The sequence below is a fragment of the Pedobacter sp. CAN_A7 genome, from assembly GCF_015752175.1.
GTDB lineage: Bacteria > Bacteroidota > Bacteroidia > Sphingobacteriales > Sphingobacteriaceae > Pedobacter.
Genome location: NZ_JADOUW010000001.1, coordinates 590,006 through 602,945 on the forward strand (window position 1 = coordinate 590,006; position 12,940 = coordinate 602,945).

The following is a 12,940-nucleotide window of genomic DNA, read 5'->3' on the forward strand; positions in this document are numbered from 1 at the left end:
ATTTGTTCAGTAGCTATATTTGGAAAAACAATAATACAAAAAACCATTCACAACCCTAATTATTATATAAGTTAATGTATAGGCAAAAAAGCTATTGTGGACTCCCCTACACGGCGCACAGACCTTCACCTTTTCTCAGTTTGACTTAGTGCCAGCCAAATGACTGAATAAATATATTCCAGATCCTCATTGCTCATGCAATAGGGAGGCAGTATGTAAATAACATTTCCCAACGGCCTTAGCAAGATGCCATGCTCCAGAAAAAAAGGATAAAGTTGGTCCCTGAATGCATTAAAATAAGATGTTTCCGCATTGCTTTTCCATTCAATAGCCAAAATGGTGCCTGTTTGCCTTACTTCTTTTACTTGAGGGTGCGACTCTACCTTTATCGAGAACTCAAGGTGTTTTTTGCAGATCCTACGGATATGATCCTGAGTTTCCTGGCTACGCAGCAATTCCAAACTTGCAAGCGCGGCTGTACAAGCGAGGGGATTAGCAGTGAAGGAGTGTCCATGATATAGTGCCTTATGCTGATCTTCACTAAGGAAACCCTCATATATTTCATTGATACAAGTAGTTATACCTAATGGCATGGTGCCACCTGTCAGACCTTTTGAAAAGCACATCAAATCGGGAACCTCCGTCAAATGATCACAGCCAAAGTTCTTTCCTGTACGACCAAAACCAGTGAAAACCTCATCCTGAATCATTAAGACCCGCTCTTTACGACAATGACGCATCAGCTCATTCAGACCTTCAGCGCTGTGCATCAGCATCCCCCCAGAACCTTGCACCAGTGGTTCGTAAATAAAACAAGCTATTTCTGTTGCCATGCCGGATACCAAAGACTTCAACTGTGGAAGATTTTCCTTTGTCGGAGGATCAATAAATACCACATCAAACAAGAGTTGTTCAAAAGGTCTCGTCCATACACTCCTGCCACTTACAGCCATGGCCCCAAAAGTATCACCATGATATCCATTGGTAAATGCCAGTACTTTTTGCCGGCTGCTCCCCTTGTTATTCCAAAACTGTAAGCACATTTTTAAAGCTACCTCAACGGCAGTAGATCCATTATCGGTATAAAATACTTTTTGCTGGTTGGCAGGCAAAATCTCCAGCAGCGTTTCGGCCAGTTCAATAGCGGGCGTATGTGTAAAACCGGCAAAGATCACCTGCTCAAGCGCTAGAAGCTGTGCGGCGACTTTCTGAGCAATGTAAGGATGTGCATGGCCATGTAGGGTAACCCACCATGACGAAACTGCATCAAGATAACGTTTCCCTTGTTCATCAAATAAATAAGCACCCGCTCCCTTAACAATGGGGATTGCCGGAGCGGAAGTTTGCATTTGTGTATAGGGATGCCAGATATGCTGTTGGTCTCTTTCAGATAAAGTCATCATGTTAGAGCTGCCCTCCCTTCACCATTGGCCTTAAGCCTAAGTTTTCAAACATTTTTTTATCTTGCATCAAACCTGGATTTGGAGTAACCAATAAAGTTTCGCTTTCACTCGTAAAAATAGAATTGGCACCTGCCATGAAACACCAGCCCTGTTCTTCTTCATTCATTTCTGCCCTTCCAGCACTCAATCTCACCAAGGCAGCTGGCATTATAATTCTTGCGGTAGCTATCATTCTGACCATATCCCACAATTCAACTTTCGGAAATTCACCTAATGGCGTTCCCTTCACACGGGACAAGGCATTAATAGGTACAGATTCCGGATGTTTAGACATCGTAGCTAAAGTCAGTAACATTGACATCCGGTCGTCGTGACTTTCACCAAGACCTAAAATTCCACCAGAGCAAACGGTAATGCCAGCCTTCCGCACATGGTTAATTGTATTGAGCCTGTCGGCAAAAGTTCTTGTACTGATGACTTCCTCATAATACCCTTCAGAGGAGTCCAGGTTATGGTTGTATGCGTACAAACCTGCCTGCTGTAAACGCTTTGCCTGCTCTTCTGTCAACATGCCCAGGGTACAGCATACTTCCAGACCCAGTTCGTTTACACCCGCAACCATTTCCAGAATACGGTCAAAATCTTTATTATTACGCACCTCACGCCATGCAGCAGCCATACAAAAACGTGATGAACCTGCTTCTTGAGCGCGTTTTGCACAGGAAATTACTTCTTCAGCAGACATTAGCGCCTTAACTTTAATATCGGTATGATAGCGCGCTGCTTGTCCGCAATAAGAACAATCTTCGGTACATCCACCAGTTTTAACCGACAATAAGGTACAGACCTGTACCTGAGAAGGCTGGTGCCATTGGCGGTGTACTGTTGCTGCCCGGTAAACCAGCTCCAATAAGGGTAGATCATAAATGGCCCTGATTTCATCCAGGGTCCAGTCTGTTCTGAGTTTCTTTTCTACAGTCATGTGTATAATTTTATGTGTTATTGTAATTGCCCAGTATATCAGGGCAGTGCTGTATGCTTTGCTTGTTGAGGTTTTTAAATTCCGGTATTTTTGCGACATATGTTTCCGCCGGAAAATACCTGTGCAGGATGCTTTTTGTGGCCTCATCCATTTCTCCACTGATGATGACCCCCCGCACCATGATATTTCGGTTTACTAAAGCTTCCATGGAAAGCAAGGCATGGTTAATGCATCCCAGATAATTTCTGATTACCAGAATGGCAGCTGCATCAAAGTGCTGGATCAGCTCTATCATCCGGAACTTGTCGGAAAGTGGCACCATCAATCCACCGGCACCTTCAATGACTAGCTGATTCCCGGTATGGGGCAAGGTAAAATCTGTTAACTTAATTTTTGTATTTTCAAACTGTGCTGCTTTATGGGGCGAGGCCGCCAGTTTAAAACGATAAGTTTCACCGTGAAAAACGGTTTGTTGGTGACTAACCAAACTTGATACCCTATCACGATCACTGCATTCCAGGTCGCCAGCCTGTACCGGTTTCCAATAATCAGCTTTTAATTGCTCGGTGAGTATTGCCGAAACAATAGTTTTACCCACGCCAGTACCAATTCCTGTAACAAATAATGGTTTATTCATGTATGTTAATGCTATTTGAAAGTGTATGACAAAGTTTTTTAATGTCTTGATCAGTATTGAAAGTATGGAGGCAAATCCTGAGTCTTTCCTTGCCTTTAGGAACTGTAGGACTTAATATCGGAAAGACGGCCAGTCCTTGTTCTGCTAATTCCATACTCACACGTTTAACTTTTTCGTTGCCGGGCAGGATAATAACCTGGATTGGGCTTTTAAATGTCCCCTTAGCTTGGTGTGGAAAGAGGCAATGTTGAAACAGATGAATCTTTTGCTGAAGTTTCTCCTGAAGCGACTCATTTTCTTTCAAAAATTGAAAAGCTATTTTGAGCCACAGGAGGTCTGAAAATGGCATTGCTGTACTGTAAATAAAAGGCCTGGCAAAATTAACGAGGTAGCTGCGTAGCAATCTGCTTCCTAAAACTGCGGCACCATGTGCGCCAAGCGCTTTACCAAAGGTAATCACCACAGCAAAGACATCGTGGGTTAATCCCGCACCATGCACCAATCCTTTTCCGAATACGCCAAATGCATGTGCTTCGTCTACAATCAGTAGCGCACCATAACTTTTGCAAAGTGCGGTAATCTCTATCAGTGGCGCCAAATCCCCATCCATGGAATAAACACTTTCTATGGCAACGTAACAGACACCTTTAGTCCTATTAAGCTTTTCCTTAAGATTTGGCAGATCATTATGTTTGAATTTTATGCGCGTTGCAAAATTTAACCTACAGCCGTCAATCACTGAACTATGGATAAGTTCGTCTATTAGGATTGTATCTCCTTTTTGGGGTAGACTAGAGAAAAGGGCCAGGTTTGCCGTATAGCCGCTGTTAAATAATAAGGCCGCTTCCATCTGCTGGTCTGCAGCCAGATCAGTCTCCAGGCTTTCAGCAAAGTCACTGTTGCCGGTCAACAGCCTTGAACCCGTTGCTCCCAAAGGCATATCATGATAAGCTTGCTGGGCGTTTAAAATATTTGCCTTTAAAGCTGAAGAACGGGAAAATCCCAGGTAATCGTTGGAGCAGAAATCTATTAGATTTAGTTGCGAAGGCAAGTTCCGTAGCAAACCCTCATCGCTACGTTTCTGTAAGCGTTTTTGCATCGTTTTAATGCCTGCATTCTCCAACATTATATCGTTATGGATTGCTGCATGGCAGCAATCCATTTTTTGAATAGTTGATGCTCTATGTCAATGACTACTGTGGCATGAGTTTGCCAGTCTGCCGAAAAATGCTCCAGCTGCAAGATCATTTCTTCCAAATGACCTGCTTCTTCAAGGATGATCGACTTCACCGTAACTTTATGCTGAACTTTACTAAGCTCAAACTGGTATAGCGGATAAAGCTCATCGGCCCTTAATTCAATGGCATAAGTAACGAACAAATAAGCTGCGTAACGTAGACTGGCCCCAGTCAAGCCCATTTCTTTTTTTAAATACCTACTAGATAACACATCCAGCTTATTCAAATAAAAACAACTTTCTGAAGGCGCTAATAAAGCTTCCCTTGCGTAAGTAGCGCATTTGCCGGGAAAAACTTTATTCAGCTGTTTTTTTAAATAATAAGCATGGCGATGTTCCTCTGCGGCATGTTTTAAAATCATCAAACTTACCGTTTCAGGATGCTCACACGCGGAAATCTTTCTGGCACCCGCATTCTCCATAAAAGATAGCGTATTTAAGAATTGCGCATGACTAGTTTCTTGACTAATGATATGAGATAATAGTTGTTGCATGGGCATTATTAATTTTTGACCAAACTTAGTATCTTGCCGGATCATCAAAGGAGCCAGTTTATAGTTTATGAGTAGTCCGGTTAGAATACCATTTAAGAATTTAATTCAAATTGATAGGAAATCGGATAGAGCCGTATACCTTCAACTGGCTTACCAGTTGATCATTGCCATTCAACGGGGCCTCCTTGCACCTGGAATCCAGCTTCCAGGCAGCAGACAACTTTCAGCTTTGCTGGACTTACACCGGAAAACGATCATTGCTGCTTATGATGAGCTTGACGCCCAGGGCTGGATAGAGGTCAGACCCAACAAAGGAACTTTCGTATGCACTAAATTCCAACCGATACACACCGATTCTTCAAAGCATCATCAAAAACTAATAGCAGGCTACCCTGCATGGACAGGTTATAACTTTAAGAAAAGCATTTTACTGGATCTCAGCGTGGTTAAAACAAGCGCTGAACTGGAATTTACAGATGGACTGCCGGATGTACGGCTAGCCCCTTTAGCAGATTTATCGAGAGTGTATGGCACTAATTTAAAACGTAAAAGCAATTTGAAGCACCTGGGCTTTACTCCAAATGAAGGCAGTGAATATTTCAAAGAATTGTTAACCACTTATTTAAATAATACAAGGGGTCTACACATTTCTAAAAACAATGTTATGGTGACCAGAGGTGTAGACATGGGAATTTACCTGGCTGCAGAATTGTTACTTCAAAGAGGAGATCTTGTGCTAGTTGCAGATTTAAGCTATTATGTGGCCAACATGATCTTTCAAAAAGTGGGGGCTAAAATAGTTTCGGCGCCCGTCGATGAGCAGGGTATCAATGTGCATGCTGTTGAGGAGCTGTGCAAACTATATACAATCAGGATGTTGTACCTCACCCCCCATCAGCATTATCCAACAACAGTAACTTTAAGTGCGCAAAGGCGTGCTGCGCTGTTACAACTTTCGTCAATTTATGGGTTTATCATTCTGGAAGATGATTATGATTACGATTTTCAGTTTGACAGCAATCCTATTTTGCCGCTTGCCAGTGCAGATACCCAGGGAATGGTGATTTATATTGGCTCTTTCGCCAAGTCACTTGCCCCTGGTTTCAGATGCGGTTACCTGGTTGCCCCAGAGAATCTAATTAAGGAACTGGGTAAATTAAGAGGTTTAATAGACCGGCAAGGAGATTTGTTAATGGAGCAAACGTTGGCTGAACTGTTGGAAGAAGGACAAATACAGCGGCATTTAAAAAAAACATTAAAGGTCTATATGGAACGCAGAAATGCTTTTTGCACACTACTGCAAACACATTTGGATGAATTTGTTTCATTTGATGTACCTGCTGGTGGGTTAGCAGTGTGGACAAAATGGAAAGCGGAGCTTAACCTGATGCGAATCAGTAATAACTGTATGCGTAATCAACTTTATTTACCCCAAACATTACTTTACCAAAAAAGAGGCCTAACGGCAATGAGACTTGGTTTTGGAAATCAGACCGTAGAGGAGTTGGAACGTTCGGTGAAGATTCTGGCAGCCGCAATAAAGAAATCTACCTGAGGCGTTGGCATTATACACGTCTTTTAGGCTTATAATTTCGTTTCCAAAGCTTATACCAGTGTTTGTTATGTGGGTACTGCCGGTGTGGCGTGGCATTGTTAAATACAATTGCCACTAAAAGGAGGATCAATACTCCAGTTAATACCGGACTAAACACATACATAAATCCAAGGGCATGAATTTTTTCAGAGCCAGCATTTGCAATCAGAGCTGTGGCGCCACCAGGCGGATGTTTACAGTTCGATAACGGCGACGAAGTCGTTGTTTCATTTGCGCTATTAATTCCCTCTGTAAGTAGAATAACCAAAGGCTGAAAGTGTAATAGGCACATGATAATGTTTTTCATCCTGTATCTGAAACACTACATCAACAAACGGATAAAAGCTTTCCGTTTTTTTGCTGGTAAAGTAATCTTTTACAAAAAAGGTAAGTTTGTAAATTCCTTTATTTTGTTGGCGTTGATTAAGAAATTCTTTGATCCTACCTTGACCATCTGTAACCTTTTTATCCACAAAAACCCAGGCTTTGGTCTTTTCGTTTAATTTTCTCCAATTGAACAGTAACACCAGTTGCAGGCATGCCTGTAGATACATCAAGGATATGGCTCGACAACTGATAAGTTGGTGCCTGTCCATAAGCAAAATTAAGGATCAACCCTAACAATACACTTAATACAATTTTTTTCATGTTTTAGTCTTTTTTTGTTGTGATACCGGCTACTGGTAGTATTGCCGATTTTGCAATCAAGTCGTCATTTTCAGCACCGCCACCACCTGCTACGCCAATACTTCCCACAATTAAATTGTTATGCCATAAAGGAACACCCCCACCCAGTAATATTAACTCTGGTAGGTTTCGCTATCACCACTCATCTTTGCGTTTCGTGCTAAGGTGAGCGTTGCTGTTTTGGTTGAAAGTGCTGTATAAGCTTTTCTTCTGGCCGCTTCGGTATTATGAGGGCCAACACCATCACCACCAGTAATTAAAATAGTTACTCCTGACTGGTCTAAAATGGCAATTGATACTTGTTTACCCATTGCAGCTGCTTTAGCTCTGGCAGTTTCGGCCAAGGCATAAGCTGACTTTAAGGTAAGTTGACGGTTTGTAGTCAAATATTGATCCTCATTATTTTTATCCTGAGCAAATGCTGCCACAGGCAAAGCCATGAAAATAAATACTATAAAACTTTTTAAGATCATCGCACAAAAATAATAATGATTTGATAAAGAAACGTTGACCTAGATCAACGTTTTGAATTTCCATGCTTGTCAGCATGGCTTTTTACAATGATTTCTTTTGTGGCTCTGTAACAAAAATATTTCCGTTTCAAATAGAAAATTTTTACCTTTAAATATGGCAACTAAGAAACGAATTTCTACTTCCGGTAAAGTAACTCCAAAGCGTACTTCTGCTTTCGCTGAGCCTGCAGGCCAATTGTATGGTTTAATTAAAAATACTGAACCGGCAACTAAAAGAGCCATCGAAATCTTAAAACCTTATCAAAGATCATTGAGATCACCTTCGGCAAAACTGATAGCCATAAAGAACGGACTGGATTCACATGCCATCAGCGATTTAATTGAAATAACTGGCGCTACGCAAATGGATTTAGCCCAGATCCTTAATATAACGGAACCTACCCTGCGGAAGCATATCAAAGCCGGAAAAGAGCTTAATACTGGCCTTAGCGAACACATTTTACAGCTGTTCCAGCTTTTTGATAAAGGGATGGATACCTTTGGCTCCTTAGAAGAATTTAAAAGTTGGCTTAAGCACGAAAGTATCGCACTGTCTGCACGTCCAGTTGATGTATTGGATACCATGACCGGAATCAACATGGTTATGGATGAATTAATTCGTATTGATTATGGCATTACGGTATAACGAATGTTTGTTTATAGAATTAGCCAGAGCAGATATGCCAACTCCTTAAATCCTCCTGGAATTGCGGCACGGTGGAACTTAGCCGGACAACGAATTGTTTATACAGCAGGTAGTCTAGCCTTATCCTGTCTCGAAATGCTCGCTCATAAAAGTGGCGCTTCGTTGGCATCCGGTGATTTTTCTCTTTCCATTATTAACATAGACGATTCACTGATCGTCCATGAAATACCAGCTGAAGAGCTGCAACGTCTACATCATCAATGGCATCAAATTGTAAATTACCCTGTTACCCAAGAAATTGGTGACAAGTGGCTCCGTGATGGTCAATCTGCGATCTTGAAAGTTCCTTCAGCGATTATTGATTTAGAATATAACTATTTGATAAACCCTGATCATCCTGGTTTTTCAAAAGTTACTGTTGCTAGAGTATCTAAGTTTACCTTCGACCCCAGGTTAAAAGCGAATCCTTAATATTTGGTCATCAGGCCTATGCTTACACCTTAGTCCAATAAACAATGGCAAGTAGGACCTGAAATAACTAGGAGTGTGGGTTTAGAATAGTTCATAAGTTTTACGAATGCTATCTGCCTGCATTCCTTTAAGAACTCTAATACACGCGTACGGAAATTTCTTCCAGCAAATGCAACTTCCTGTATTTCAATACGACCATCAGCAAATTCTTTATAAACCTGCCCTTCTGGAAGATTCTCAGAAAGGATAAGAAATGGCAGGTCTTTGCTGAAATTATGTGCCCTAAGGTTTCTGATGGTGTTCAGATATATCTCCCGCTTAGTTTCAAGCTCTAAATTTTACATATTGTTAGCTGCTGAGGCATTTAAAAATACAAAATTTACGACGAATTTGTACTAATTTCACCCCTCGTGGGGCCAACTGCTAAAAATATAATGTTGTGTAGGGGATTTAAACATCCCCTACAACCTCAGCCCCATCATTATTTCATCCAATGCTTTCCAATCTGGTAAATGCTTAGACAGCTCTGCCCAGAACTCCTTCGAATGGTTCTTAACCTTCGTGTGGCAAAGCTCATGCACTACAACATAATCGATCAATGAATAAGGCAATTTCACCACATTAATATTCAAAATAATAGTGTTTGTGGGCGTGCAACTACCCCATCGTTTTTCTAGCTTCATTACCCTGGCATCATGGTAAGTTAAACCCGTTTGCTTTGACAACTTCCTTAGGCGAGGCATCAGTTTCTCCACCGCTTTTCCTGGTAAAACGCAAACAATGTAAACGATAATTTACACTTCGATTTACGGGAAAGCGTAAAAAGACGCTTATTTACTACTTATACCGAGCACAAAAATTTAGGTATTGAATAATTTACTAAGCCAAATCACATCTTATTATCAACACCTTTCTTTATTGAAAATTGCCCACTTTCCTTTTCTAGTTCTTTTTGAAGAATACCAAAGTGTGCAGAAAGTTGTCTTTTAATAGATATAGAATTTAAGCCTTCTCGGATAATCCCCTCAGAATTTTTATACTCTTTTTTAGATGCATTCTGTGCGTACGTAATGAAATTTCTTTTACCGAAGTGAGAGTACTTTAAGAAAAGTTGCTTCCTATAAATTTTTTGAATCTTAGTTTTTTTACCATAAGCCATCATCATAGTTTTTAAGATTCTTCCTTTTGCTATACGGAAGTATCTTGATAAACTGCCTGGTCGTATGTAAATATTCATTCCATTATATTCAAAACCAAGATATTGAAGGTTTTTATAAAATCTCTGTTCGTTACTTTTTGAAATATTTCGTTTATCAACTCCTTTTGCATTAAATGCACGAACTATACCTTTGCAATTTGGTCTAAACTCAATGATTTCAGACTTCCTTTCTTGAATAGTTAACTTAAATTCATTTTTTATTGATGCAATGATTTCACTAATCAAATATTTAGCATTTTCTGATTTACAAACAATTAGTAAATCGTCACAATATCTGAAATAATGAAAGTCCAATATTTTGCTGAGATTATTTAACCATTTATCGAAATCAATCAAATAAATATTCGACAATACCGAGCTCATTTGTGACACTTGAGGTATGCCACGGCAGGTTATATTTCCATCTTTATCTGTTTTTGGTTTATTGCGCACAACCAACTGCCTTTTTCTCAGTAAACCGAATTTTTCGCGATAAGACGGACCAGCTAAGTCAGCTGGAATTAAATCTAATAATGTCCTCCAATTATTAAACTTATTTAAATCCAAGTCGAAATGCTTTAGAAGACTCGCCTTACTGACATAAGAATAATTTGTGAGTGATCTAAAAACCTTGTATTGATCTTTTGGAAGGTTAGGCAACCCTATTATGTCACACCACTTTTCCTTAAGGACTGTATGATCAATGTTATCAAAATATCCAGTGATGTCCAATGCAATTGACGTGCACTTTCCATGAGACTGACACATAGACTTGATAGAATCGAAAGCTCTTTTCGCAAACTGAATATTACAAGCTCCATTTAAATCTGATCTGTATGCAAGAACACATTGTTCAAATCCGCCAGTTTTTATATATCGTTGATAGGCTTGATTAAGTGTGAAAGCATAAAATGAATAGATATAAGAATCAAAATGGGATGCGAATGAAATTGGACGAATCTTAGTTTCTAAATTATAGGTATCTGATTCTTCGTCAAACTTGTAACGGGGCGTTTTGGTCAGGATTTTAAGATGAGGTGTAAAAGAATGTTCAGCGACTTGTCTCAGAGAAGTATCGCTCACCATAGCCTTAACTTTATGACCCTCATTTCGAAAATCAAATATATAATCGAAATGCTTATAGGTTTTAATTTTGTTCCTATTTACGGTCTTTTCGAAAAACTCATTCCAGTTGTCTTCAGTATATAACGATTCGCTTTCCATGCGTTTTAATGGGACATTAGCCAAAGAGATCCATCAGTTTTAACGTCTTTGGCTAATGTACAATGTGATTCATTGCTTAGTAAATGACCACCTTAATCATTTAAGGATTTTCACCTTTACATACCTTAATCCACCCTTGGCCAATCATCTTGCAATGTGGCACTACACATTAAGCTACCAATTGGCTGCTTAACCTAATTGAGATTACCGGCTAACAACTGATATTAGCTTCTGTTTCCTCAATACCTATCCACATATGTTTCGACATAGATCGGGTATTCTAGAATTCCTCCTAGTAAAGCTATTAAACAATAATTATGATGTTATGAATACAATCAACTACACTCTTCAGATAATCATGATTCTACTCTATTTCCTTGTAGGAATAAGAATGGATTTACATGACACTTCAGAACTGCAATGCTATTTGGAAAGCTCCCAAATATTTAGTATCTTAAACAATAAACCCTTCAACCTACATTGAAGGCAACTATCTCCTATCAATTCTTGAGCCGAAACAATATATCGGCCTAGTTGTCACATATAATTTTCAATTAACACAAATACATCTGCTCACGTGTCATGAATGTCATATTTGTCAGTCTGAAAATTTCTGTAGCACGAGCAAACCAAGTGTTGGATTGATTTACGAATCAATTCTTTGACAGTAATACTTGCAATGGGTTTTCACAACCCAAACTCCTTCGCCACAATCTTCTGCATCCTGCCCAGCGCCGCGTTCACATTTTTCGCCGTCGTTTGCACCACCTGCTTATACTTTGTACCCAAACTATTCGCTGATAAATACCCATTCCCAATCCCTGGTGTCTGAAAATTCCGTGCAATAAAAACCATCAACTCCGATCTCGGATTAGCCATAATCAATTCCGACTCGATCATTAACCGCACCAGGTAAGCCAGGGCATCGGCAGAAATAGAAACCTTCACCCGGTAATCCGGAACCTGCTGGGTAGCAAGCACTCCTCTCTTCGTCGCAGGCGGCTGGCCCAACAATGCAATCCCCTGTTTCTTTTGCAGGTACTTCAGCTCAGCCTTAATAAATGAAGTTAACACCACCACCAAACTCGGGCTACAAGGATCAAAACAAACCATACCCCGCTCCTGCTGTCCTTTCATTACTTTCTCCATTTGATACAGCAACGCTAACTTCTCAGTCTGGTTATACACTTGATCAAGGTTTTTTAATAAACGCGATTTATAATAGCCTTCGTAACTGGCCGAATTAAAACGCAGGTATAGCAGGTGTTCCATCATAATCCTTGTAAAATCTTCCGCCTGTACATCACGGCAGAGGTTTATTAACGATGTCTGCAGGTGTTTCATATAAGCCAGCTTTTCATAACTGGCTTTCCGCGATTTAATAAAATCATGGTAACATTTTAACAACAATTCCTGTAGAGGCAAGTCCACCCCTTTCCGCTTAAAACCTGTGCTTAATAATTTCAGCTGTTCGGTCAATTCGGCAAGTTCTAAATTTAACTTGCGTTCCGGTACCTGGCTTTTTAAACAGAAATAGCGGTGGTGCTGCGTTTCCATATAATCTAATACCTCTTCTAGCAAATTAACCATTACCATTTTCATGGTGCACCCAGTTTGCCACTGCTGCTCCAATAATTGGAGCAGCAGGATACAATCATGTTGAGTTTGCTGGAGGTGCCGTTCTACCAGGCGGTCGCTTACCTGGCTAAACACTTCCTCGCGGATGGCCTGGAACAGGCCTACGTTTATTTCTGAGATTTCCAGCAAACGTTTTTTCAACATTTGGGCAGCTAGTGCAGCATTTGATGCATTCGTCACTTCCTGCACCAATGCTTTCATACGTGTCATGTGGCGG

The 12,940-nt window shown here is 40.3% G+C and carries 16 protein-coding genes; 3 read left to right on the plus strand and 13 right to left on the minus strand.

Annotated features, from left to right (window positions below; all coding sequences use genetic code 11):
* Positions 1-125 precede the first annotated feature (125 nt).
* Genes bioA through IWX76_RS02755 form a run of 5 tightly spaced genes read right to left on the minus strand, consistent with a single transcriptional unit; the run spans position 126 to position 4,753 of the window.
* The gene (gene bioA / locus IWX76_RS02735; RefSeq protein ID WP_196859016.1) at positions 126-1,400 is read right to left on the minus strand and encodes an adenosylmethionine--8-amino-7-oxononanoate transaminase; all 1,275 of its coding nucleotides are present in this window, start codon (positions 1,398-1,400) and stop codon (positions 126-128) included.
* Between the two features lie 4 nt (positions 1,401-1,404).
* On the minus strand, positions 1,405-2,385 hold the full coding sequence (bioB, locus tag IWX76_RS02740; protein WP_196858317.1) for a biotin synthase BioB: 981 nt from the start codon (positions 2,383-2,385) through the stop codon (positions 1,405-1,407).
* A 10-nt stretch (positions 2,386-2,395) separates the two neighbouring features.
* Complete coding sequence (bioD, locus tag IWX76_RS02745; RefSeq protein WP_196858318.1) at positions 2,396-3,022, minus strand: dethiobiotin synthase; 627 nt, start codon at positions 3,020-3,022, stop codon at positions 2,396-2,398.
* Positions 3,015-4,121, minus strand: coding sequence for an aminotransferase class I/II-fold pyridoxal phosphate-dependent enzyme (locus tag IWX76_RS02750; protein WP_196858319.1), 1,107 nt, complete (start codon positions 4,119-4,121; stop codon positions 3,015-3,017). The genes bioD and IWX76_RS02750 overlap by 8 nt, the downstream gene beginning before the upstream one ends.
* A gap of 26 nt (positions 4,122-4,147) precedes the next feature.
* Positions 4,148-4,753: a hypothetical protein gene (locus IWX76_RS02755; protein ID WP_196858320.1), complete on the minus strand. Its 606-nt coding sequence runs from the start codon at positions 4,751-4,753 to the stop codon at positions 4,148-4,150.
* Between the two features lie 67 nt (positions 4,754-4,820).
* Here IWX76_RS02755 and IWX76_RS02760 point away from each other — a divergent pair, with 67 nt between their 5' ends.
* Entirely contained in the window at positions 4,821-6,308 is a 1,488-nt protein-coding gene (locus IWX76_RS02760; RefSeq protein ID WP_196858321.1) for an aminotransferase-like domain-containing protein, read from the plus strand.
* 10 nt (positions 6,309-6,318) lie between these two features.
* Here IWX76_RS02760 and IWX76_RS02765 read toward each other — a convergent pair whose 3' ends face one another.
* Genes IWX76_RS02765 through IWX76_RS02780 form a run of 5 tightly spaced genes read right to left on the minus strand, consistent with a single transcriptional unit; the run spans position 6,319 to position 7,507 of the window.
* The gene (locus IWX76_RS02765) at positions 6,319-6,639 is read right to left on the minus strand and encodes an HPP family protein (RefSeq protein ID WP_334641050.1); all 321 of its coding nucleotides are present in this window, start codon (positions 6,637-6,639) and stop codon (positions 6,319-6,321) included.
* Positions 6,587-6,901: a hydroxyisourate hydrolase gene (gene uraH, locus IWX76_RS02770; protein WP_334641051.1), complete on the minus strand. Its 315-nt coding sequence runs from the start codon at positions 6,899-6,901 to the stop codon at positions 6,587-6,589. Before uraH ends, IWX76_RS02765 begins: the two co-directional genes overlap by 53 nt.
* Positions 6,813-6,995 carry a hypothetical protein gene (locus IWX76_RS18035; protein WP_334641346.1) on the minus strand — a complete coding sequence of 61 codons (183 nt, stop codon included), beginning with the start codon at positions 6,993-6,995 and terminating at the stop codon, positions 6,813-6,815. The genes uraH and IWX76_RS18035 overlap by 89 nt, the downstream gene beginning before the upstream one ends.
* A 3-nt stretch (positions 6,996-6,998) precedes the next feature.
* Entirely contained in the window at positions 6,999-7,103 is a 105-nt protein-coding gene (locus IWX76_RS02775) for a hypothetical protein (protein ID WP_334641052.1), read from the minus strand.
* A gap of 44 nt (positions 7,104-7,147) precedes the next feature.
* Positions 7,148-7,507 (minus strand): heme-binding protein, encoded by a 360-nt coding sequence (locus tag IWX76_RS02780; protein ID WP_196858324.1) that lies wholly within the window; start codon positions 7,505-7,507, stop codon positions 7,148-7,150.
* Positions 7,508-7,661: 154 nt separating this feature from the next.
* On the opposite strand from IWX76_RS02780, the gene parS reads away from it, so the two are divergent.
* Positions 7,662-8,192 (plus strand): type II RES/Xre toxin-antitoxin system antitoxin, encoded by a 531-nt coding sequence (parS, locus tag IWX76_RS02785; protein ID WP_196858326.1) that lies wholly within the window; start codon positions 7,662-7,664, stop codon positions 8,190-8,192.
* 3 nt (positions 8,193-8,195) lie between these two features.
* Positions 8,196-8,663: an RES family NAD+ phosphorylase gene (locus IWX76_RS02790; RefSeq protein WP_196858328.1), complete on the plus strand. Its 468-nt coding sequence runs from the start codon at positions 8,196-8,198 to the stop codon at positions 8,661-8,663.
* A 461-nt stretch (positions 8,664-9,124) separates the two neighbouring features.
* On the opposite strand, the gene IWX76_RS02795 is transcribed toward IWX76_RS02790, so the two are convergent.
* The 3 genes from IWX76_RS02795 to IWX76_RS02805 all read right to left on the minus strand — a co-directional run bounded on the left by IWX76_RS02795 (position 9,125) and on the right by IWX76_RS02805 (position 12,933).
* The gene (locus IWX76_RS02795; protein WP_334641053.1) at positions 9,125-9,418 is read right to left on the minus strand and encodes a M48 metallopeptidase family protein; all 294 of its coding nucleotides are present in this window, start codon (positions 9,416-9,418) and stop codon (positions 9,125-9,127) included.
* A 134-nt stretch (positions 9,419-9,552) separates the two neighbouring features.
* Positions 9,553-11,085 (minus strand): reverse transcriptase domain-containing protein, encoded by a 1,533-nt coding sequence (locus tag IWX76_RS02800; RefSeq protein ID WP_196858331.1) that lies wholly within the window; start codon positions 11,083-11,085, stop codon positions 9,553-9,555.
* A gap of 687 nt (positions 11,086-11,772) precedes the next feature.
* The gene (locus IWX76_RS02805; RefSeq protein ID WP_196858333.1) at positions 11,773-12,933 is read right to left on the minus strand and encodes a hypothetical protein; all 1,161 of its coding nucleotides are present in this window, start codon (positions 12,931-12,933) and stop codon (positions 11,773-11,775) included.
* Positions 12,934-12,940: the final 7 nt, after the last annotated feature.